The following is a 20,860-nucleotide window of genomic DNA, read 5'->3' as shown; positions in this document are numbered from 1 at the left end:
CCTTCGCCCGGCTGGTACGCGCAAACCTCATGCACCGGCGACGCACCGATCGGCTTCTAAACCCGCCACCAGACAAACCCAGAAACCAAAACCAGATGGCCTTCCAATGGCCGCAAATTTAAACCGGACAGTCGTGGGACGAGCCCGAGGATGACGTGGTGCATTAGGGAAATTATTCAATATATTGAAAAATATTGCTAATATCGATTTTCACCATGTCTTTCGCAAAGTTACGGAAAACGCCCGGCCGGGATTGTAAAAGTCAGCGCCGAACCCGCCATAAGAGACGTGTTTTTCGTTGAAGATGTTGGAAACGTTGACGTCCAGCGAGGCGGTTTCCTGAATCTTGTAGCTGAACGCCGCATCCACGGTCACGCTGCTGCCGGTTTCGACCTTGTTGGCATTGTCGAAATAATAAGCGCCCGTATAGCGACCGCCGAGACCGAAGGTCATGTCACCGAAATGGTCGTTGCCCGCAAGCGTGTAGTTGACCCACAGCGAGGCCTGATGCTCGGGCACGAATTGCGGCCGGTTGCCGACATTGCCGCCGGCGCCGTTTTCAGTGATTTCCGCGTCGAGATAGGAATAGGCGGCCGTCAGGCTGAGATTGTCGGTGACTTCCGCCTTGGCTTCGAGATCGAGACCGCGCACACGCACCTCGCCGATGGTCGTCGGCAGGCTGGTGATCGGGCTGGTGACGGTGATGTTGTTCTTCTTCAGATCGTAGATCGACGCGGTGAACAGGGCCGGGAAAGCGTCCGGACGATATTTCACGCCGAGTTCGATCTGTTCGCCGCGTTCGGGCTCTACCGTCAGACCAGATGCCGGCACCACCGACTCGGCGTAGCTGATATAGGGCGCGATTTCATTGGTGACCTTGTAGGACACGCCGATACGCTTGGTCAGTTCGCTGATGTCGCCGCTCGCCGTCGTGCCGTTCAGCCGGTTGGTCTGGTCGGTGTCGATCCAGTCGTTGCGCAGGCCGGCGCTGACGATCAGCCTGTCGAAGAAGGTCAGGTCCTGTTGCAGGTAGATCGCTCTAGTCTTCTGGTCGGTCAGCGAGTTGGAGAAGAGCGGCACCGTGGAGGGGGCGCCGGTATAGACCGGGTTCGTCCAGTTTATGCTCGGCGCAGCGCCGAAGTAGTTTTTGCTGCCGGAGGTGTAGTCATTGTAGAAGACGCCGACGAGGCTGCGGCTTTCGACATTTTCAAACCGCGTATCGTATTGCAGGCGCGTGTCGACCAGGAAGTTTTCGGTCTCGGTGTCGTTGCCGAAATAGGACCGGTTGGCGATTGTCGAACCGTTGGTCGGCGTGGACGAGATGTAAGCATAACCGAAGTCCGTATTCGCCTTGCTGTAGCGGGCGTTGGAACTCAGCGTCAGGCCGGAGCCGAAATCGTGGTCGAACATCACGCTCAGCGAATTGCGGTTTGTGCCGCGATAATTGTAGTCCGGTTCGCCGAAGAAACGGCTCCGGTCGAAATGCGAGCCGACGGGATGGCCGCCGCCGCCCGGAACGCCATCCTTGTTGAGATGATCGTAAACTACGGTAAGGCTGGTGACGTCCGTGGGACGCCATGTCAGGCCGCCCATGAAGAATTTCTCGTCGTCGCGGGAATAGTCATATTCCGCATCGGCATTTCTGAGCTTGCCGGTCAGGCGATAGGACAGCGTGTCGTCGCTGGTGATGTTGTCCCCGAAATCGAAGCCGGTTTCGGCGCGGCCATAGGAGCCGCCGGTGACATAGGCTTCACCGAAACGGGTGCGTTTCGGCACCTTGGTGGAGTAATTCACCGAGCCGCCGGGATCTGAGACGCCAAAGGTGGTGGAATTGCCGCCCTTCAGCACTTCAACACGCTCATAGGCATAGGTTTCCTCGCGCAGCGCGCCGAAGGGACGGCCAAGCGTCAACCCGTCGCGATAGGTATAAGCGTCGAAACCGCGAATCTTGAAATAGTCGAACCGGTCGTCGGAGCCGTAAAAATCCGTGGTTACACCGGCGGTATATTGCAGCGCTTCTTCCACGCTCTGCACGCCGCGCTGCTGCATTTCCTTGGCGGTGATGACGGAGACCGAGGCCGGTGTGTCGAGAATATCGGTCGCCATCTTGCTGCCACTCGTCGTGCGGTTGGCGACGATGGACTTCTGGTCATTGTCACCGCTTTCGATGGTGATCCGTTCCAGAACCGTGCTGCTGTTCGTGGTGGCAGCCTCCTGCGCCAGCAAGGGGCCGGGCAGGGTGGCGACAAGCGCCGTGCAGGCAAGCAGCGCAGTATCCTGATAACGACGTCGCGCGGTTTTGCGGTGTCTGCCTTCGGTTTCGATATTCATTGGTATGTTCCAGAAGTTGATGCCCGATCGCCGCTTCCACGGCCCACTCTCAAAGCGCCCAATAACTTGAGAAAGTTTGTCCGGTATTGTAACTTTTTGCGGTTTTGTACAAAACCCCGGAAATTTCACCGCTGTTGCGACGGCATTTCTTGCCTGGGCTTGACGGAGGCAATTGAAGCTGAGAGTTCAAGTCCACTTTTGAACTTTTGAGAGCTCGCCAATGCTTCGCCAGTTTCGCTGCGTCCTGCCGGTATTTGTGCTTTTCCTGTCGCTGATCGCGCCGAATATGGCCTCGGCGGAGGAGACGACCAGCTATCCCATCGTCATCAAACATGCTTTCGGCACGACCACGATTGCGAAGAAACCGCAGCGGGTCGCGACTGTCGCCTGGGCCAACCATGAGGTGCCGCTGGCGCTCGGCATCGTGCCCGTCGGTTTTGCCGCGGCCAATTTCGGCGATGATGACGGCGATGGCCTGCTGCCATGGGTGGCAAAGCGGCTCACCGAACTCAGCGCGGCAAAGCCCGTGCTGTTCGACGAGGGTGACGGCATCGATTTCGAGGCGGTGGCGGCGACGCAGCCGGATGTCATCCTTGCCGCCTATTCAGGCCTCAGCCAGTCCGACTACGATACGCTGAGCCAGATCGCCCCTGTCGTTGCCTATCCCGTTTCTCCCTGGGCGACGGACTGGCGCGAGATGATCCGATTGAACAGCGCCGGCCTTGGCATGGTTGCGGAAGGTGAGGCGCTCATCAAACGCATCGAGGGTGAGATTGCGCAGGTCGTTGCCGGCCACCCGCAGTTGAAGGGCAAATCAGCCATGTTCGTCACCCATCTCGATGCCACCAATCTCAGCGTCGTCAATTTCTATACGGCCAATGACACCAGGGTGAAGTTTTTCGCCGATCTTGGACTTGTCTCGCCGAAAAGCGTCGTGGAAGCCACGAAGCCGGGGCAATTCGCCGCCGGCGTCAGCGCCGAGCGTGTGGATGCCTTCGACGATGTCGATATCGTCGTGACCTATGGCAGTGAGCCGCTGCTGAACGCCATGCGCGCCGATCCGCTTCTCGCCCGCATGCCGGCCGTTGCCAACAATGCCATCGTCATGCTGGGCCGCGACCCGCTCGGCACCGCCTCCAATCCCACGCCGCTGTCGATTTCGTGGGTGTTGAAGGACTATGCCGATCTTCTGGCAAAGGCTGCGGATAAATCCTCCGGGAAATCGCAGTGACAACGTCTGGACCCGGCAAAGCGACGGCTGTGCTGCTCGCCGGCCGCTCCAACCGCGCGCGAACGGCCTGGCTCGGCGCGGTGCTGGCGCTTCTCGCGCTGCTCTGTGCGCTGTCCGTCGCCATCGGCACGCGTGACGTCTCTTTTGCGGATATTGTTGGCGGGCTCAGCGGCCGCGTCGAGACGGTTGCCGAGGCGGCGGTTGCCGTGCGTTTGCCGCGCACGCTGCTTGCCCTGCTCTCCGGCGCCGCACTCGGGCTGGCCGGGGCCATCATGCAGGGTGTCACGCGCAATCCGCTTGCCGATCCCGGCATTCTCGGTGTGAACATGGGGGCGTCGCTCGCCGTCGTCATCGGCATCGTCTGGTTCGGCATCGCCTCGGCTCAGGCCTTCATCATGGTCGCAATTGCCGGGGCGGGGGTATCAGCGGTTTTCGTTTATGTTGTCGGCTCGCTAGGCCGAGGCGGGGCGACCCCGCTGAAACTTGCACTTGCGGGCGCCGCCACCTCCGTCGCCTTTTCCTCACTCGTCATCGCCGTCGTTCTGCCGCGCAGCGATATTGCCGGCGGCATCCGCTCCTGGCAGATCGGCGGCGTCGGCGGGGCGACTTTCGAGCGCATTGAGACCGTGCTGCCCTTTCTGGCCGCCGGCTTCATCATCAGCCTGCTTTCGGCGCGCAAGCTGAACTCTCTGGCGCTCGGAGATGAACTCGCCGCCGGGCTCGGCGAGAATGTTGCGGTGGCGAGAGCCGTGGCCTCCTTCGGCGCCATCCTGCTCTGCGGTGCAGCTACCGCCATTTGCGGTCCGATCGGTTTTGTCGGGCTGGTGGTGCCGCATCTCTGCCGTCTGCTCGTCGGTGTGGACAATCGCTGGCTGCTGCCGTTCTCGGCGCTCGGCGGGGCGTGCCTGCTGCTTGCCGCCGATATTGTCGGGCGCATCGTGGCGCGGCCGTCGGAACTCGATGTCGGCATTGTCACCGCCCTTGTCGGCGCGCCTTTCTTCATCTGGATTGTCAGACGCCAGAGGGTGCGTGAATTGTGACCATGTATGCTCCCGTCATCGAAAATCTCGTCTTCAATCGCCATGCCCGCCAGCGCCGGCGTCGCCTTGTCATCGCCGCCCTGTCGGCGCTTCTGATTGCCGCTTTCGCAACGACGCTGATGCTCGGGCAATCCTTCACGCCGCCCGGCGATGTCAGTCGCGTTCTGTTGGGGGAGGACATTGCCGGGGTAACCTTCACCGTCGGGCAGCTGCGCCTGCCGCGCGCGCTGCTGTCGATTCTGGCAGGCTTGAGCTTCGGGCTTGGCGGCGTCGCCTTCCAGATCATGCTGCGCAACCCGCTCGCCAGCCCCGATATTATCGGCATTAGTTCCGGGGCGAGCGCGGCAGCCGTTTTCGCCATCGTCGTCCTGCAGATGAATGGGCCGCTGGTCTCGGTCTTCGCCGTCGCGGCCGGTCTTGGCGTCGCGCTTCTCGTCTATCTCCTGTCTTTCCGCAACGGCGTGGCCGGAACGCGGCTGATCCTTGTCGGCATCGGCGTTTCAGCCATGCTGGAAAGCTTCATCGCCTATATCCTCTCCGTCGCGCCGGCATGGACGCTGCAGGAGGCGATGCGCTGGCTGACCGGCAGCGTCAACGGCGCGAAAATCACGCAACTGCTGCCGCTCCTCATCGCGCTGATCCTTTTCGGCGGCCTGCTCCTCAGCCGTGCGCGTGATCTGGAAGCGTTGAGACTGGGGGACGACGCCGCAGCAGCGCTTGGTGTGAGGGTGAGGCGAACGCGCATCATCGTCATCATCGCCGCCGTGGGCATGATCGCCTTTGCAACGGCGGTGTCGGGTCCCATCGCGTTTGTCGCTTTCCTCTCCGGGCCGATTGCGGCGCGCATTGTCGGCAGCAACGGCTCGCTGCTCCTTCCTGCGGCGCTGGTTGGGGCGGCGCTGGTGCTGGTGGGCGATTATTGTGGCCAGTTCCTGTTGCCGGGCCGTTACCCGGTCGGCGTCGTTACCGGCGCGCTCGGTGCGCCCTATCTGATTTACCTTATCGTGCGGGTCAACCGCAGCGGAGGCTCGTTATGACCGGCCACTCCCTTTCCGTGAATGGCCTGTCGGCCGGCTACGGCGAAAACCTCATTATCGACGGGCTGGATCTCACCGTTCCGCGCGGGAAGATCACCGTCATCGTCGGCGCCAATGCCTGCGGCAAGTCCACCCTGCTGCGCAGCATGTCGCGGCTCATTGCGCCGCGCGCCGGTCAGGTTCTGCTCGATGGAAAATCGATCCATCGTCTTCCCTCACGCGACCTCGCACGGCGCATGGGCCTTTTGCCGCAATCGCCGATAGCGCCGGAGGGCATCGTGGTTGCCGATCTGGTCAGCCGTGGCCGGCACCCGCATCACGGCCTGTTCGCCCGCTGGTCGCGACAGGACGACGAGGCCGTCGCCGCAGCCCTTGTCGCAACCGATACGGTGGAACTGGCCGAGCGGCCGGTGGACGAGCTTTCCGGCGGCCAGCGGCAACGCGTCTGGATCGCCATGGCGCTCGCCCAGCAGACAGACATATTGCTGCTGGATGAACCGACCACCTTCCTCGATATTAGCCACCAGGTCGAGGTGCTGGACCTTCTGACCGATCTCAACCACGCCCGGGAGACCACCATCGTCATGGTGCTGCACGATCTCAATCTCGCAGCCCGTTATGCCGATCATCTCGTCGCCATGAGGGACGGGAAGCTGCATGTCTTCGGCACGCCGGAGGACGTATTGACGGAGGAGAATGTCCGCCACGTCTTCGGCATCGAAAGTCGGGTCATCGAAGATCCGACCTCGGGCAAGCCGATGATGCTGCCGATCGGGCGGCATCGAACGGTGGCGGGGGCGGCAAAAGCCGTATCTCTTTAAGATACGGTTCTGTTGACTTCTGTGCGTATCTGTTTATGATACCAACATCACGAGGCCAGCAATGATCCGTTCTTTCAAAAACAAGCTGACCGCATCGATTGACGACGGATCTGTGAAGAAGGGCTTCCCCGCCGATCTGGTACGCCGCGCCCAGCAGCTGCTCACGATCCTGGATGCGGCGACCACGGTAGAAGACCTTCGCTCACCGCCCGGCAATCGTTTGGAAAAGCTGTCCGGCGATCGTGAGGGCCAATATTCGATCCGGATTAACAAGCAGTGGCGCATCTGCTTCGTCTGGACGGAAGCAGGGCCGGAAAGCGTGGAAATAACCGACTATCACTAGTCTGGCATTCTCGTGGAGAGGCTCATGAAAAATCGGCCAAGGAGGGCCAGCGAGCATGACAATCAGTAAATCGCCTCCGATCCATCCGGGCGAAATCCTGCGGGAACTCTATCTTGAGCCGCTGGGGATGTCGGCTTACGCTCTTGCAAGGCACCTCAATATTCCGCGCACCCGCATAGAACGGATTGCGGGAGAGAAACTTGGTATCACCGCCGACACCGCCTTGCGCCTTGCAAAGTTTTTCAAGACCACACCGGAATATTGGCTGAACTTGCAGAACGCCTTTGACATTAAGGCGGCGGCTGTGAAGCTGGAAGCGGACCTTGCCAATATCAAGGAACTGGAAGCGGCCTAATTCTCAGCCGCCCGTCAGGTCACGGCCAGGCCGCATAAGACGGCGGCGGCACGTTCTGCATTCGCGTTGCCGTTCTCCTGAACCGGCCGGGAGATGTGCCTTCGTTGCGGGTGAAAAAGCGATTGAAATAACCGGGGTCCTGAAATCCCAATCGGAACGCGATTTCAGCCACTTGCAGCGATGAGTTCAGAAGAAGGTCACGCGCTTCGGACAACAGTTCCCGATGAATATAGGCCTGCGGCGAAAGCCCCGTCGCCTTGCGCACCGCAAATCCCAGCCGTTCGCGGTTGACGCCGAGTTGCCTTGCATAATCTTCCACGCCCCATTGATCGCGTTTGTGCTGGCTGACCAGCAGCACAAAGCGCTCGGTGAGGCTGCCGGGCGTTGAGACGGCTGCGGCAATATCGGCTATGGCGTGCTGGCAGATGCGAATGAGGGTGACGGAGAGCAGGCTGGCGATGATCGTGTCCGAACCGGTTGTCGCGCGGACATTTTCGCGGGCGATGGTCTCGAGATAACCCGCAAGTTCCTGCCGGTCTTTCTCCGCCGGCGCCTGCGTCAGAACACGCTGCAATATATTGCGCACGGCGCTTGCGCTCGTGCCGGTGGGCATCGCATGGGCAAGCCCGATTTCGCTCGTCCTCAGCAGCGATCCACGGCTTCCGGCAGTCAGCCGCAGGCGGCCGGCGGGGCCGATGGGCAGCCAGACGAGCCCCGGTGCTGGGACAGGCAGCGTCTTTTCGCCCTGTATGATTTCCGCTTCCCCGGCCGACAGGAGAAGCAGATGGGCACTATCCGATTCCAGCCGGAACTCGGATATGCGCAGCGTCGAGGCGAGGGTGCGCGCCGTGATCTCCACGCGATTGCCGGCAATCTGGCTATGCATCGCCATTCGGCCTCCAAGAGTACAATAATGCGCTACATTAGTGCATTTTATATGTGGCTGTCATTGCTAAACTTTGATCAGCGCAGGGGAAAGCCTTGAGGAGAACGGCAACCCCGATAAGGCGCTTTGGGAGGAACATCATGAATAATCTGAAGCGCAGAACGCTGTTCTGCCTGCTCTCCGGTGCTGCCTTGTCGGCGGTATCTTTCGGTCACGCCATTGCGCAGGACCGTACCTCGGTGAAGATCGGTTATGCCGTTTCGAAAAGCGGTGCAAATGCCACGGGTGCTGGCATAACCACCATTCCGAACTACAAATTATGGGTGAAAGAGGTCAACGACGCAGGCGGCCTCACCCTTCCGGATGGCAAGCGCCTGCCGGTGGAAGTGGTGGAGTATGACGACCGGTCCTCGGCCGAGGATGCCGTGCGGTTCACCGAGCGTCTGGCGAGCCAGGACAAGGTCGATTTCATTCTGCCGCCCTGGGGCACGGGCTTCAATCTGGCCGTCGCGCCGCTTTACGACCGTTTCGGTTATCCACAACTGGCCGTGACCGGCGTTACCGACAAGGCGCCCGATTTCGCGGCGCGCTGGAAAAAGAGCTTCTGGATGCTCGGCGGTGGTCATGACTATGCCAATGCACTGGCCGATGTCTTGAAAGCCGCACGCGAGGCCGGCCAGATCAACGACAAGGTCGCGGTGATTTCCGTGGCCGACGGTTTCGGCATCGATCTCATCAAGGCCGCGCGGCCGGCGCTGAAGGAAGCGGGTTTCACGCTTGCCTATGACAAGACCTATCCGGTCGGCACGTCCGATTTCGCAGCACTTGTGAACGAGGCGGCGGCGAGCGGTGCGGACAGCTTCATCGCCTTTTCCTATCCGCCTGACAGTTTTGCGGTGACGAAACAGGCGCAGACGGCGAAGTTCAACCCGAAGGTCCTTTATGTCGGCGTCGGCGGTGCTTTCCCGATCTTCCCGAAGGTTTCCGATGGCAAGCAGGAGGGCGTGATCAGCATCGGCGGCGTCGATGGCAGCAGCGACAAGATCGAGGATTATTTCAAGCGCCACGAAGCCTTCATCGGCACCAAGCCAGACAGCTGGGCAAGCGCCATCACCTATGCGAGCCTTGAAATGCTGGCCCAGTCCGTTCAACGCGTTGGCCTCGACAAGGCGGCGGTGGCAAATGAACTTTCGACGGGAAGCTTCGACACCGTCATCGGCCCGGTCAAGCTTGAAGACAACCAGCTTCGCCAGCTCTGGTGGGCGGGGCAATGGCAGGGCGACCGTTTCGTGGCGATTGCGCCCGCAGACCGCGCAGGCGCGGCCAAGCCGGTCATTCCGAAGCCGCAATGGTGAGCCTTTGCCGGCCGGGGCCGTGAACCCCGGCCGGAAGGCTTCGGCCATCTTCCTTACTGGAGATATTCCCTTGTTCTTATCCACCCTCATCTTCGGCTTGATGCTGGGAGGGACCTATGCGCTGATCGCGCTTGGACTTTCGCTGCAATATGGCATTGCCCGCATCATGAACCTTGCCTATGGCGAGGTGCTGATTGCGGCTGCCTTCGTCACCTTCGTGCTGTTTTCCGGCTATGGCCTGTCGCCGCTCTGGTCGCTCTTCATCATCGTGCCGCTCGGTTACGCCCTGTCTTTCGTCATCTACCGGGTCATGATGCGGCCGCTGGTGCGCCGTTCGGGCGGCTCCGGCCGTCTGGAAGTCGATTCCATTCTGGCGACCTTCGGGCTGCTCTTCGTTATCCAGGGCATTATGCTCGTGGCGTTCGGCGGCAACTACCATTCCTATTCCTATCTATCCGATGGCGTCGACATCTTCGGCACGACGGTGGCGCTGAACCGGCTCCTGTCGTTCATCCTGTCGGTCGCAATCGGCGGAGGGCTTTATCTGGCGCTCACCCACAGCCGCTGGGGCCTCAACCTGCGGGCGGTGGCGCTGGCACCCAAATCTGCGCCGCTGGTTGGCATTGATGTGAACCGTGTGGCCTCAATCGGCTTTGCGCTTGGCGGCGCACTCGCCGTGGCAGGCGGGGTGATGATTTCGATGTACCAGACCTTTTCCGCCTCCTATGGCGTGGTCTTCACCATGAAGGCGCTTGTCGTCGTCATCATGGGCGGTGTCGGCAATCTGCTCGGCGCGCTGGTGGCCGGCCTGCTGCTCGGTCTCGTGGAAACCTTCGTGCTCGTTTATGTCGATCCCGGCCTCACGCTTGCCGCCACCTATCTGCTCTTTCTCGTGGTGCTGCTCTGGCGTCCGGAAGGCATCTTCGCAAGGAGGGGCAAATGATCCCGCTTCTCATCGGCCTTGCCGCAGCCGCGCTGCTGGCGCTTTCCCCTTTCTTCTTGGATGCCTATGGCGTCGGCGTCATCATCGGCCTTCTCGGTTATGCGACGCTGGCCTCCGCCTGGGCGATGTTTTCCGGCCCGACGCGTTACATTTCGCTCGCCACCGTCGCCTTCTTCGGTGTCGGGGCCTATACGGTTGCGGTGCTGAGCGAGGTTTTGCCATGGCCGCTAGTGCTGCTGTGCGCGGCCCTTGTCGGCGCGGCGCTGGCGCTTGTCGTCGGGCTTTCCACACTGCGCGTCGCGGGCATTTATTTCGTGATCTTTTCCTTTGGCCTTGCCGAGCTTATCCGCCAGCTCATCACCTGGTATGAGGTAAATGTGACCGGCACGCTCGGGCGTTACATTTTCCTGCCGCTGGAGCCGCAGCATGTGCTGTGGCAATTGCTGGCGCTGGCTGTCATCACTCTCCTGCTGGCAATCCTCATCGACCGCAGCAAGCTCGGACTGGCATTGAAGGCAATCGGTGACGACGAGGTCGTGGCCGCCCATGCGGGTATCAATCTGGCCCGCACCAAGCTGACGCTCTTCGTGCTGTCGGCAACGATCATCACGCTGGTCGGCGCCATTCAAGCCCCGCGCTGGGTCTATATCGAGCCGGCCATCGTGTTTAATCCGCAGGTCTCGTTCCTCACCGTCATCATGGCCCTGCTTGGCGGAGCCACACGCCGCTGGGGACCCATTCTCGGTGCGGTGCCGCTGTTCCTGCTGTTCGAGTGGCTGGGCGCGAACTTCCCCAACCATTTTTCCATCATCCTCGGCGCTCTCTTCATCCTCATCGTCTTCGTGCTGCCGGATGGCGTGCTGGCGGCGCTGGAGAAGCTGCGCAAAAAGGAGAAAGTCGCATGAGCGCCGTTCTCGAAATCACCGATATCCGCAAGACCTTTGGCGGACTGAAGGCGGTGGATGGCCTTGGCCTCACCATTAAGGCCGGCGAGGTCGTCGGGCTGCTCGGGCCGAACGGTTCCGGCAAGACGACGCTGATGAACCTTATCTCCGGGGCGCTGAAGCCCACTGAAGGATCGATCCGGCTCAAAGGGCAGGAGATTGCGGGCAGGCGACCGGATGTGATTGCACGCGCCGGCGTGGCGCGCACCTTCCAGCTTGTGCGGCTTTTGCCTTCGCTTTCCCTGCTCGAAAACGTTGCCGTATCGGCCATGTTCGGCCCGCAGCGGCTTTCACGCCCCGAGGCGGAGAAGGTCGCGCGCGCCTGCCTCGAAAGAATAGGCCTTGCCGGGCGGGAAACCATACCGGCCGGCGATCTAACCTATATCGACCAGAAACGCCTTGAACTGACGCGTGCGCTGGCGGGCGAACCGAAGCTTCTGCTTCTCGATGAATGGCTTGCGGGCCTCAACCCCACGGAGCTGCAGGAAGGAATAGCGCTGATCCGGCGGCTGGCGTCCGAGGGTACGACGATCCTGCTGGTGGAACATATCATGGCCGCCGTGCGCGCACTCTGCCCGCGCTCCGTGGTCATGGCGGCCGGTCGCAAGATCGCCGATGGGCCGACGGCAGCGGTGCTTGACGATCCGCAGGTCATTTCCGCCTATCTGGGAGCGGCACATGCTTGAAATAGATGCACTAACAATTCGCTATGGCAAACATCTCGCGGTTGACGGCATATCGCTCAATGTCGCCAAGGGCGAAACGGTGGTGCTGCTTGGCGCCAATGGAGCCGGCAAATCGTCACTGCTGAAAGCGGTCGGTGGCATGGTTGCACCGGCCTCCGGCGACGTGCGCGTCAACGGCGCGTCTCTTGCCGCTTTCCCAGCTCATCAGATCGTGGAACGGGGCGTGGCGCTGGTGCCGGAGGGACGCGGAATTTTCGCGGCGCTGACGGTGGAGGACAATCTCCGTCTCGGGGCCAATCCCCGCCATGCCCGTTCAGCGGAAAAGGCGACACGAGAGCACATTTTCTCGCTGTTTCCCCGCCTTGCCGAGCGGCGGCAGCAACTTGCCGGCACCATGTCCGGCGGCGAACAGCAGATGGTAGCCATCGGCCGCGCGCTGATGTCGGCACCCGATTATCTGCTGCTGGACGAGCCGAGCCTTGGCCTTGCGCCCATCGTCACGCAGGAACTTTTTGCCGCTTTGGCGGAGATCAAGAAGAGCGGCCTTTCCATTCTACTCGTGGAGCAGAATGTGCGCGAAAGCCTCGCACTTGCCGATCGTGGATATTTGCTGGAAGCAGGGCGGATTGTCGGGGCAGGCACGGCTGAGGCCCTGTCCGCCGATCCCGCCGTGCAACGGGCGTTTCTTGGCGGTACCACCGCCGCCATTGTCTGAATTCAGGAGGAAGACCATGCAGACAGTCAATCTTTTCATCGGCGGCGACCATTGCCCGGCCACAAGCGGCAAGCGTTTCGAACGCAGCAACCCCATCACCGGCGATGTGGCGACGAGTGCTGCGGCGGCAACGGTGGAGGACGCCACCCGGGCAGCCGATGCCGCGGCGGCCGCTTTCCCGGTCTGGTCGGCAACGCCGCCCGGTGAACGCCGCCGCCTGCTTCTGGCCGCCGCGCAGGCGCTTCTCGCCGCCGGGCCTGACATTACCCAGGCGATGAAGGAAGAAATCGGCGCAACCGATGCCTGGGCCGGTTTTAACGTCAAACTGGCAAGCGACATGCTGGTGGAGGCGGCAAGCCTGACGACCCAGATCAAGGGAGAGATCATTCCTTCCAACCGTCCCGGAACCATGGCGATGGCGCTGCGCCAGCCGGCGGGCGTTGTGCTGTCCATCGCGCCGTGGAATGCGCCGGTCATTCTCGGCGTGCGCTCCATCGCCACGCCGCTCGCCTGCGGCAATACGGTGGTGATGAAGACCTCGGAACTTTGCCCGCGCACCCATGCGCTGATCATTGAAGCCGTCGCTTCGGCGGGTCTGCCGAAGGGCGTGCTCAACGCCGTCTCCAATGCGCCTGAAGATGCGGCAAAGATCGTCGATACGCTGATCGCACACCCGGCCGTAAGGCGCGTGAATTTCACCGGCTCGACCCGCGTTGGCCGGGTGATTGCCGAAACCGCCGGCCGTTATCTGAAACCCGCTTTGCTGGAACTGGGCGGCAAGGCGCCGTTCATCGTGCTTGATGATGCCGATATCGATGCGGCTGTCGCGGCTGCCGCTTTCGGCGCCTATATGAACCAGGGCCAGATCTGCATGTCGACGGAGCGCATCATCGTGCTCGACAGCGTTGCCGATGCATTTGTGGAGGCCTTCGCCAAGAAAGCGTCGAGCCTCACGGCCGGCGATCCGCGTGAGGGCAAAACACCGCTCGGCTCGCTGGTCAGTGCGGAGGCGACATCCCGCATTCGGGCGCTGGTGGATGACGCTGTCTCCAAGGGCGCACGGCAGGTCGCCGGTGGCGGCGGCACCGGCACGATGCTCGATGCGATTGCCATCGATGGCGTCACCCCCGCCATGCGGCTCTATGCGGAGGAAAGCTTCGGTCCTGTCGTTTCGATCATCAGGGCCGGCAGCATCGATGAGGCGGTGAGCATCGCCAACGAAACCGAGTTCGGACTTTCGGCTGCGATTTTCGGCAGGGATCAGGCAAGAGCGCTTTCGATTGCCGCCCGCATCGAAAGCGGCATTTGCCACATCAACGGCCCAACCGTTCACGATGAGGCGCAGATGCCCTTCGGTGGGGTCAAGGCTTCCGGTTATGGCCGCTTCGGCGGTACGGCGGGCATTGCGGAATTCACCGAGCTGCGCTGGGTCACGCTGCAGGACGGGCCGCTGCATTATCCGATCTGAACCGATAGCGCTGGCGGGCGGCGTCACCGCCGCTCGTCGATCAGCCAGCCGGTGAGTTTTCTCACCGCGCCGTCGCTGCTTTTCGGCCGTATCAGCCAGTAGCCGCGTCCCGGCGCATCGAGGCTCGGGCCTGCCGTCACCAGCACGCCCGCCTCGAGCAACGGATCGATCAGTCCGGCCCAGCCGAGCGCGAAACCCTGCTCGCCGATGGTTGCCTGCACCACCATGGTGTAATTGTTGAAGCTGATGTCGCCGCCATCATGCTCGGCACCGCGATGCACGCCAAAATGCTTGAAATAGGAAGGCCAGTCGAACCAGTGCGCCTGCGAGGTATTTTCGAGGTGGATGAGCTTCCGCCGCGAAAAATCCGCAACGGTTGCGGGTGCCGGTGTCTCGGCCAGCAGGGCAGGCGAGCAGACCGGCGTGACCTTTTCCGAAAGCAGCAATACCGCCCCGTCGCCCGCCTCCTGCCGCGTTCCGAAAATAATCATCACGTCGCTATCGTGTTTGCCCTGGCCGAGCGGGTCCTGCGTTGCGACGATCTGGATATTGATGTCAGGATTGAGCGCGCGAAAACCATGCATTCTCGGGATGAGCCACAGGGACGAGAAGGCATAGTCCGTGTGCAGACGGATGGTCTGCCGTTCCTCCGTCCGGCGAAGCTGCTGTGCGAGAAGGTCGATGGCGTCGACATTGCGCGAGACAATCTCGAACAGCCGCTGGCCCTCCGTCGTCAGTTCGATACCGCGATGTTTGCGGCGGATGAGGGTTACACCCAGTTCCTCCTCCAGCCGGCGAATCTGATAGCTGACGGCCGGCTGCGTCAGCCGCAGGGATGCCGCCGCCGCCGTCAGGCTGCCGCGGCGGGCAACCTCGGTGAAAATGCGCATCCATCCCAGATCGAGCGGCCTGTCTGACATTAAAATTCCTTATATCAACCATCGAAAAATACCCGCTTCACAGGCAAAAGCAACGTGGTGTTCAATAAACTGGATTGATAAAAGGGGAGCCGCAATGAAAACCATTTCTCATCTGCATCGCATCGCCGCCGGTCTCTTTCTGTCCGTGGCGGCCTTCTCCACCCCGCTTCAGGCGGCCGATGACGCGGCCTGCAAGACCATCCGCCTCAGCGATCCGGGCTGGACCGACATCACCGCCACCAATGGCGTTGCCTCCGTGCTGCTCGATGCCTTGGGTTATGAGGCTGACGTCAAGACGCTGTCGGTGCCGATCGGTTATCAGGCGATGAAGAATGGCGAAATCGACGTTTTCCTTGGCAACTGGATGCCGGCGCAGAAATCCTTCGTGGACGATCTGAACGCCGCCAAGGCGGCCGAGGTGATGACGAAGAATCTTGAAGGCGCAAAGTTTACGCTGGCAGTGCCTTCTTACATGGTGGAAAAGGGCGTGAAGGATTTCGCCGACCTCGCCAAACATGCCGATGAATTCGAAAGCAAGATTTATGGCATCGAGCCGGGTGCCCCGGCCAACCAGAATATCCAGAAGATCATCGACGCCAATGATTTCGGCCTGAAGGGCTGGCAGCTAGTCGAATCCGGCGAGCAGGCGATGCTGGCGCAGGTGGAGCGGGCGGGCAGGGACAAGAAGGCTGTGGTCTTCCTCGCCTGGGCGCCGCATCCGATGAATGAGAAGATCGATATTGCCTATCTCTCCGGCGGTGACGCCTATTTCGGTCCGAATTTCGGCGGCGCGGAAGTCTATACCCTTGCCCGCACCGGCTGGCCGCAGCAATGCCCCAATGCGGCAACGCTGTTCAAGAACCTGAAATTCGATATCGGTATGGAAAACAGCCTGATGGGCTCCATTCTCGGTGGTGAGGATTCGAAGGCGGCGGCAGCTGCATGGCTGAAGGCCAATCCGAAAGCGCTGGATGGCTGGCTGCAGGGTGTCACCTCGCTGGATGGCAAGCCGGGTGCGGACGCCGTCAAAGGCAAGCTTGGTCTCTAAGCCGGAAAGTGGAAATGCCGCGTCCCAATATCCTGATCCTGATGGCCGACCAGTTCAACGGGACGTTTTTTCCCGATGGCCCGGCCGATTTTCTTCATGCACCCCATCTTAAAACACTGGCGAAGCGGTCTGTCCGCTTCGCCAATACCTATACGGCAAGCCCGCTCTGCGCACCGGCCCGTGCCTCCTTCATGTCCGGGCAATTGCCGAGCCGCACGCGGGTTTACGATAATGCCGCCGAATTTGCTTCCGATATTCCGACCTATGCGCACCACCTGCGGGCGGCGGGTTATTACACCGGCCTTTCGGGAAAGATGCATTTCGTCGGCCCGGACCAGCTGCATGGCTTCGAGGAGCGTTTGACGACGGATATCTATCCGGCCGATTTCGGCTGGACGCCTGATTATACGAAGCCGGGCGAGCGCATCGACTGGTGGTATCACAATCTCGGTTCGGTGACCGGTGCGGGTGTCGCCGAAATCACCAACCAGATGGAATATGACGACGAGGTGGCCTACCACGCCACCCGCAAGCTCTACGACCTGTCGCGCCGCCTCGATGAACGACCGTGGTGCCTGACGGTCAGCTTCACCCACCCGCACGACCCCTATGTGGCGCGGCGCAAATTCTGGGATCTCTACGAGGATTGCCCGGCGCTTGATCCGCAGACACTGCCGATTGCCTTCGACGAGCAGGATCCGCATTCGAAACGGTTGCTGGAAGCCTGCGACCATAAGGCTTTCGATATCTCGCCGGAGCAGATACGCCGCGCACGGCGCGGATATTTCGCCAATATCTCCTATATCGACGAAAAGGTCGGCGAAATCCTCCAGGTGCTGAAGGCGACGCGGATGGAGGAGGACACGATCATCCTCTTCCTGTCCGACCATGGCGACATGCTGGGCGAGCGCGGGCTGTGGTTCAAGATGTGTTTCTTCGAGGGTTCCGCCCGCGTGCCCTTGATGGTGGCCGCACCCGGCTGGCAGCCGGCTCTGATCGACACGCCGGTCTCAACGCTCGATGTCACGCCGACGCTCTGCGGTCTGGCGGGGCTCGATATCACCTCGCTCAAGCGCTGGACGGATGGCGAGGATCTGGCGGCGCTGGCGGCGGGAACTGGCGAGCGCGGCCCGGTGCCGATGGAATATGCCGCCGAAGGCTCGATAGCACCGCTCGTCGCCCTTCGCGACGGGCGCTACAAGCTATCGGTTTGCGAGGCCGATCCGCCGTTGCTCTATGATATCGAGGCGGACCCCGAGGAACGCACGAACCTTGCCGGCGACCCTGCTTTCAGTGCTGTGCTCTCATCGCTTTCTGCTGAAATCGACCGGCGATGGCAGCTCCCGGTTTTCGACGCGGCGGTGCGGGAAAGCCAGGCAAGGCGCTGGGTGGTCTACAAGGCGTTGCGCAACGGCGCTTATTACCCGTGGGATTACCAGCCTTTGCAGAAAGCCTCCGAGCGCTATATGCGCAACCACATGGACCTCAACGTGCTGGAGGAAAACCAGCGGTATCCGCGCGGGGAATGAAGCGGTAGGGCGGATCGCGCCGCATTTTTAGGTTCGTCGCCAATGGAAACGACCTGCTTTTCATCGCAGCGACGCGAGAAGCCGGAGCCTGACCCAGTTCAGCGCTGCAAGTTTGAAGCGATCGTAAAATGACCGTGCGAAACGTACATAGCGCATGATCCATGCGAGCCAGGGATAGGTGAGGAGCTTTTCCCGGCCGGCGTGATAAATACGCTCGACGATCAGGAATGTCGCGAGATGGGCAAGGACCGTCAGAACCAGTCCCACCTTGACGGCGCCATGGGCAATGAGGACGAGACCGATGATCTTCATGGGTTCGGCGATGGCGAAGGGCACCGCAAGGCAAAAGAGAATGGCAAGACGCGGCAATCGCGCGATCCGGCTTTCCAGTCGCTTGATGAATGTCCGTCCGGATATGGCCCTGATGACGGGCCGGTAGAGCGGGCGGAAAATGCCGTCGAGGATCAGGGCGAAAACGATGATCGCCCGAAGCGGAAAGACGAGGATCGTCCGGATTATGCTCTTCACCTCGGCGGGTCTCCAAAAAGGGCGTAACGCCCATCCTTAATCGCCTGAAACATGTCAAAACGAAGTCGTGTTGTCGTTCAGCTCTGCCGCACGCTCGCATACATGCCGGTGGTGCGAAATTCGCTCGGATTGGTGCCGTAGAGCCTGCGGAAGACCTTGGAGAAATAGTTCGGATCCTCGAAACCGCACAGCACCGACACCTCCTTGATGGGAAGGTTGGCAGCCGAGGTGAGAAGCTTCGCCGCCCGGCGCAGGCGTCGCTGCAGCACGAATTCCGCTGGCGAAAGGCCTTCGCTTGCCGCGAAGATGCGGGAAAAATGCGCGCGGCTGAGGCCTGCCACCGCCGCAAGGTCGCTGACCGAAAGCCGTTCGCCGAGATGGCTGTCGATGTAGCTCAGCACCTGTTGCATGGTGCGATATTCACCGACGAAAGAAGGATGAGAACCGAAGACATCGTCATAAAGCGTCATCGCCGCCTCATAAGCGACGGCGGAGGCGGCGCCTGGCGTTTCCGCGCCATTGACGAGGCGCGAGCAGCATTCGGCAAGATGATCCACGGTCTCGGGCTGGAGCTTGAGGATAGGGCCGGTGACGGAGAGGATATTGCGGTGAATGCGCAGGGCTTCCTCGCCATTCATGGAAATCCAGAAGAATTCCCACTCCTTGCCTTCTTCCAGCCAGTAGCGGTGATTGTGCGGGATAAGCAGCAGCAGGGTTTCGCCCGGCCTCACCACATAGTGGCGGTTCTCGTAACGCAGGTTGCCCTGTCCGGCGATGCAATATTGCAGCACGGTAAAAGGCGTCTGGCCGCGTTTGCGCCCGTCCCAGTCGTAATTGCCACTGCGGCGGATTTCATAACCGCTGCTGGTCGGCATGGTGTGCAGCGTCTGGCGGCCGCGCGGCAGCGAGACTGTTCGCATGCCGGGTCCCTGATCGATCAAATCTCGCAGCACAAAATTACCCATGAAAGCATAATCCTTCTCTGGTCCTTACCGATATTATACGCATAATCCCGATCCGAGGAGACAGCCAGTGGGATGTTGCTGCTGAAAAATTGGGAGTAAGGCCGGTTTTCCGGGATTCTTACGGGTATTTTTCTGCAACACCATTTTACGATCCTGCGGCCCGTTTCACCCGTTCGATTTGCAACAGAGGTGGCGTTATGAGTTTCAAAATCGCTATTATTGGCGCAGGCAGCGTCGGTTTCACGAAAAAGCTGTTCATCGATCTCCTGTGTGTGCCGGAGTTTCGCGATATCGAAGTCGCGCTGACGGATATCAGCCAGCACAATCTGGATATGATCAGGGCGATCCTTGAAAAGATCGTTGAGGCCAATGGTTTCCCCGTCAAGGTGACGGCCGATACCGACCGCAGGCGGGCGCTGGAGGGCGCCAAATATATCATCAGCTGCGTACGGGTCGGCGGGCTGGAAGCCTATGCGGACGATATCCGCATTCCGCTGAAATACGGCATCGACCAGTGCGTGGGCGATACGATCTGCGCCGGCGGCATTCTCTATGGTCAGCGCAACATTCCGGTCATTCTGGATTTCTGCAAGGATATCCGCGAAGTCGCCGCACCGGGTGCGAAATTCCTGAACTACGCCAACCCTATGGCGATGAACACCTGGGCGGCCATCGAATATGGCAAGGTGGATACGGTCGGTCTCTGCCACGGCGTTCAGCACGGCGCCGAACAGATCGCCGAAATTCTCGGTGCGAAAAGCGTGTCCGAGCTGGATTACATCTGCTCCGGCATCAACCACCAGACATGGTTCATCGATCTGAGGCTCAACGGTCGCAAGATCGGCAAGGACGAGCTGGTCGCGGCCTTTGAGGCGCATCCGGTCTTCTCGCAGCAAGAGAAACTGCGCATCGACGTGCTGAAGCGGTTCGGCGTCTATTCGACGGAAAGCAACGGCCATCTGTCCGAATATCTGCCGTGGTATCGCAAGCGGCCGGAAGAGATTGCCCGCTGGATCGACATGTCCGACTGGATCCACGGTGAAACCGGGGGGTATCTGCGCCACTCCACCGAAACACGCAACTGGTTCGAAACCGAGTTTCCGCAGTTCCTCGCCTCGGCCGCCAAGCCCATCGATCCGGCCAAGCGCTCCAATGAACATGCGAGCCACATTCTGGAAGCGCTGGAAACCGGGCGTGTCTATCGCGGCCATTTCAACGTCAAGAACAATGGTGTCATCACCAATCTGCCAGCCGATGCCATCATCGAATCCCCCGGTTTTGTCGACCGTTTCGGCATCAACATGGTCTCGGGCGTAACCCTGCCGGAAGCCTGTGCGGCCACCTGCATGGCCTCCATCAACGTGCAGCGCATGTCCGTGCATGCGGCAGTGAGAGGCGATATCGATCTTTTGAAGCTTGCCGTGCTGCACGATCCGCTGGTCGGCGCCGTCGCCACACCGGAGGAGGTCTGGCAGATGGTGGACGAAATGGTCGTCGCGCAGGCGCGCTGGCTGCCGCAATATGCCCATGCCGTGCCGGCGGCGAAGGAGCGGCTTGCGAAATCCAGCGTCAAGACCCGCGACTGGGCCGGTGCCGCACGCCGCAATGTGCGTTCCATCGAAGAATTGCGGGCCGAAAAATCGGCGCTGAAAAAGGCTGTTTGAAGGAAAAGGCATGGGAACAGGCCGGGCGGCGGAAGGGAGTTCGCCGCCACG

At 60.9% G+C, this 20,860-nt stretch carries 20 protein-coding genes; 15 read left to right on the top strand and 5 right to left on the bottom strand.

The annotated features are described in order from the left end of the window. Positions 1 to 210 precede the first annotated feature (210 nt). Positions 211 to 2,331 carry a TonB-dependent siderophore receptor gene (locus BTE54_RS21425; protein ID WP_078053929.1) on the bottom strand — a complete coding sequence of 707 codons (2,121 nt, stop codon included), beginning with the start codon at positions 2,329 to 2,331 and terminating at the stop codon, positions 211 to 213. A 220-nt stretch (positions 2,332 to 2,551) separates the two neighbouring features. Here BTE54_RS21425 and BTE54_RS21420 point away from each other — a divergent pair, with 220 nt between their 5' ends. The 6 genes from BTE54_RS21420 to BTE54_RS21395 all read left to right on the top strand — a co-directional run bounded on the left by BTE54_RS21420 (position 2,552) and on the right by BTE54_RS21395 (position 7,158). After that, positions 2,552 to 3,562: an iron-siderophore ABC transporter substrate-binding protein gene (locus BTE54_RS21420; RefSeq protein WP_078053928.1), complete on the top strand. Its 1,011-nt coding sequence runs from the start codon at positions 2,552 to 2,554 to the stop codon at positions 3,560 to 3,562. Continuing rightward, a complete protein-coding gene (locus BTE54_RS21415) occupies positions 3,559 to 4,602 on the top strand; it encodes an iron ABC transporter permease (RefSeq protein WP_078053927.1) in 1,044 nt (347 codons plus the stop codon). Before BTE54_RS21420 ends, BTE54_RS21415 begins: the two co-directional genes overlap by 4 nt. 2 nt (positions 4,603 to 4,604) lie before the next feature. Next, positions 4,605 to 5,639, top strand: coding sequence for an iron chelate uptake ABC transporter family permease subunit (locus BTE54_RS21410; protein WP_078053926.1), 1,035 nt, complete (start codon positions 4,605 to 4,607; stop codon positions 5,637 to 5,639). Beyond that, a complete protein-coding gene (locus BTE54_RS21405; RefSeq protein ID WP_020809321.1) occupies positions 5,636 to 6,460 on the top strand; it encodes an ABC transporter ATP-binding protein in 825 nt (274 codons plus the stop codon). The genes BTE54_RS21410 and BTE54_RS21405 overlap by 4 nt, the downstream gene beginning before the upstream one ends. Positions 6,461 to 6,521: 61 nt before the next feature. Next, complete coding sequence (locus BTE54_RS21400) at positions 6,522 to 6,803, top strand: type II toxin-antitoxin system RelE/ParE family toxin (protein ID WP_020009805.1); 282 nt, start codon at positions 6,522 to 6,524, stop codon at positions 6,801 to 6,803. 55 nt (positions 6,804 to 6,858) lie between these two features. Further along, positions 6,859 to 7,158, top strand: a complete 300-nt coding sequence (locus BTE54_RS21395) for a HigA family addiction module antitoxin (protein WP_078053925.1) — start codon at positions 6,859 to 6,861, stop codon at positions 7,156 to 7,158. A 19-nt stretch (positions 7,159 to 7,177) separates the two neighbouring features. Here the strand turns inward: BTE54_RS21395 and BTE54_RS21390 are convergent, their stop codons facing one another. After that, positions 7,178 to 8,050, bottom strand: coding sequence for a helix-turn-helix transcriptional regulator (locus BTE54_RS21390; RefSeq protein ID WP_078053924.1), 873 nt, complete (start codon positions 8,048 to 8,050; stop codon positions 7,178 to 7,180). A 134-nt stretch (positions 8,051 to 8,184) separates the two neighbouring features. On the opposite strand from BTE54_RS21390, the gene BTE54_RS21385 reads away from it, so the two are divergent. The 6 genes from BTE54_RS21385 (at position 8,185) to BTE54_RS21360 (ending at position 14,155) form a co-directional block, all read left to right on the top strand. Beyond that, positions 8,185 to 9,399, top strand: a complete 1,215-nt coding sequence (locus BTE54_RS21385) for an amino acid ABC transporter substrate-binding protein (RefSeq protein WP_078053923.1) — start codon at positions 8,185 to 8,187, stop codon at positions 9,397 to 9,399. 70 nt (positions 9,400 to 9,469) lie between these two features. Beyond that, positions 9,470 to 10,342 carry a branched-chain amino acid ABC transporter permease gene (locus BTE54_RS21380; RefSeq protein WP_078053922.1) on the top strand — a complete coding sequence of 291 codons (873 nt, stop codon included), beginning with the start codon at positions 9,470 to 9,472 and terminating at the stop codon, positions 10,340 to 10,342. After that, the gene (locus BTE54_RS21375) at positions 10,339 to 11,247 is read left to right on the top strand and encodes a branched-chain amino acid ABC transporter permease (RefSeq protein ID WP_078053921.1); all 909 of its coding nucleotides are present in this window, start codon (positions 10,339 to 10,341) and stop codon (positions 11,245 to 11,247) included. The genes BTE54_RS21380 and BTE54_RS21375 overlap by 4 nt, the downstream gene beginning before the upstream one ends. Further along, positions 11,244 to 11,972: an ABC transporter ATP-binding protein gene (locus BTE54_RS21370; RefSeq protein WP_078053920.1), complete on the top strand. Its 729-nt coding sequence runs from the start codon at positions 11,244 to 11,246 to the stop codon at positions 11,970 to 11,972. Before BTE54_RS21375 ends, BTE54_RS21370 begins: the two co-directional genes overlap by 4 nt. Continuing rightward, complete coding sequence (locus BTE54_RS21365) at positions 11,965 to 12,687, top strand: ABC transporter ATP-binding protein (protein ID WP_078053919.1); 723 nt, start codon at positions 11,965 to 11,967, stop codon at positions 12,685 to 12,687. The genes BTE54_RS21370 and BTE54_RS21365 overlap by 8 nt, the downstream gene beginning before the upstream one ends. Before the next feature lie 16 nt (positions 12,688 to 12,703). Continuing rightward, positions 12,704 to 14,155 carry an aldehyde dehydrogenase gene (locus BTE54_RS21360; RefSeq protein WP_078053918.1) on the top strand — a complete coding sequence of 484 codons (1,452 nt, stop codon included), beginning with the start codon at positions 12,704 to 12,706 and terminating at the stop codon, positions 14,153 to 14,155. Positions 14,156 to 14,178: 23 nt separating this feature from the next. Here the strand turns inward: BTE54_RS21360 and BTE54_RS21355 are convergent, their stop codons facing one another. Then, a complete protein-coding gene (locus tag BTE54_RS21355; protein WP_078053917.1) occupies positions 14,179 to 15,075 on the bottom strand; it encodes a LysR family transcriptional regulator in 897 nt (298 codons plus the stop codon). A gap of 94 nt (positions 15,076 to 15,169) precedes the next feature. Between BTE54_RS21355 and choX the strand changes: the two genes are divergently transcribed. Then, positions 15,170 to 16,123 (top strand): choline ABC transporter substrate-binding protein, encoded by a 954-nt coding sequence (choX, locus tag BTE54_RS21350; RefSeq protein WP_078053916.1) that lies wholly within the window; start codon positions 15,170 to 15,172, stop codon positions 16,121 to 16,123. A gap of 14 nt (positions 16,124 to 16,137) precedes the next feature. Then, positions 16,138 to 17,652, top strand: a complete 1,515-nt coding sequence (betC, locus tag BTE54_RS21345; protein WP_078053915.1) for a choline-sulfatase — start codon at positions 16,138 to 16,140, stop codon at positions 17,650 to 17,652. Positions 17,653 to 17,712: 60 nt separating this feature from the next. Here betC and BTE54_RS21340 read toward each other — a convergent pair whose 3' ends face one another. Together BTE54_RS21340 and BTE54_RS21335 are read right to left on the bottom strand one after the other, a co-directional pair. Beyond that, entirely contained in the window at positions 17,713 to 18,180 is a 468-nt protein-coding gene (locus BTE54_RS21340) for a hypothetical protein (protein WP_078053914.1), read from the bottom strand. Positions 18,181 to 18,257: 77 nt separating this feature from the next. After that, a complete protein-coding gene (locus tag BTE54_RS21335; protein ID WP_078053913.1) occupies positions 18,258 to 19,145 on the bottom strand; it encodes an AraC family transcriptional regulator in 888 nt (295 codons plus the stop codon). 197 nt (positions 19,146 to 19,342) lie between these two features. On the opposite strand from BTE54_RS21335, the gene BTE54_RS21330 reads away from it, so the two are divergent. Next, positions 19,343 to 20,809 (top strand): alpha-glucosidase/alpha-galactosidase, encoded by a 1,467-nt coding sequence (locus BTE54_RS21330; protein WP_078053912.1) that lies wholly within the window; start codon positions 19,343 to 19,345, stop codon positions 20,807 to 20,809. The last annotated feature ends 51 nt before the right edge of the window (positions 20,810 to 20,860 follow it).

This window comes from Agrobacterium sp. YIC 4121 (assembly GCF_002008205.1).
GTDB classification, from domain to species: domain Bacteria; phylum Pseudomonadota; class Alphaproteobacteria; order Rhizobiales; family Rhizobiaceae; genus Agrobacterium; species Agrobacterium leguminum.
Note: the sequence above shows the minus strand (reverse complement) of the source record. Positions and strands in the feature narration are given on the sequence as shown.

Coding starts and splice junctions, on each gene's coding strand:
- BTE54_RS21425 (WP_078053929.1), bottom strand. CDS start 2,331: ATGAATATCGAAACCGAAGGCAGACACCGCAAAACCGCGCGACGTCGT.
- BTE54_RS21420 (WP_078053928.1), top strand. CDS start 2,552: ATGCTTCGCCAGTTTCGCTGCGTCCTGCCGGTATTTGTGCTTTTCCTG.
- BTE54_RS21410 (WP_078053926.1), top strand. CDS start 4,605: ATGTATGCTCCCGTCATCGAAAATCTCGTCTTCAATCGCCATGCCCGC.
- BTE54_RS21405 (WP_020809321.1), top strand. CDS start 5,636: ATGACCGGCCACTCCCTTTCCGTGAATGGCCTGTCGGCCGGCTACGGC.
- BTE54_RS21400 (WP_020009805.1), top strand. CDS start 6,522: ATGATCCGTTCTTTCAAAAACAAGCTGACCGCATCGATTGACGACGGA.
- BTE54_RS21395 (WP_078053925.1), top strand. CDS start 6,859: ATGACAATCAGTAAATCGCCTCCGATCCATCCGGGCGAAATCCTGCGG.
- BTE54_RS21390 (WP_078053924.1), bottom strand. CDS start 8,050: ATGGCGATGCATAGCCAGATTGCCGGCAATCGCGTGGAGATCACGGCG.
- BTE54_RS21385 (WP_078053923.1), top strand. CDS start 8,185: ATGAATAATCTGAAGCGCAGAACGCTGTTCTGCCTGCTCTCCGGTGCT.
- BTE54_RS21375 (WP_078053921.1), top strand. CDS start 10,339: ATGATCCCGCTTCTCATCGGCCTTGCCGCAGCCGCGCTGCTGGCGCTT.
- BTE54_RS21370 (WP_078053920.1), top strand. CDS start 11,244: ATGAGCGCCGTTCTCGAAATCACCGATATCCGCAAGACCTTTGGCGGA.
- BTE54_RS21365 (WP_078053919.1), top strand. CDS start 11,965: ATGCTTGAAATAGATGCACTAACAATTCGCTATGGCAAACATCTCGCG.
- BTE54_RS21360 (WP_078053918.1), top strand. CDS start 12,704: ATGCAGACAGTCAATCTTTTCATCGGCGGCGACCATTGCCCGGCCACA.
- BTE54_RS21355 (WP_078053917.1), bottom strand. CDS start 15,075: ATGTCAGACAGGCCGCTCGATCTGGGATGGATGCGCATTTTCACCGAG.
- choX (WP_078053916.1), top strand. CDS start 15,170: ATGAAAACCATTTCTCATCTGCATCGCATCGCCGCCGGTCTCTTTCTG.
- betC (WP_078053915.1), top strand. CDS start 16,138: ATGCCGCGTCCCAATATCCTGATCCTGATGGCCGACCAGTTCAACGGG.
- BTE54_RS21335 (WP_078053913.1), bottom strand. CDS start 19,145: ATGGGTAATTTTGTGCTGCGAGATTTGATCGATCAGGGACCCGGCATG.
- BTE54_RS21330 (WP_078053912.1), top strand. CDS start 19,343: ATGAGTTTCAAAATCGCTATTATTGGCGCAGGCAGCGTCGGTTTCACG.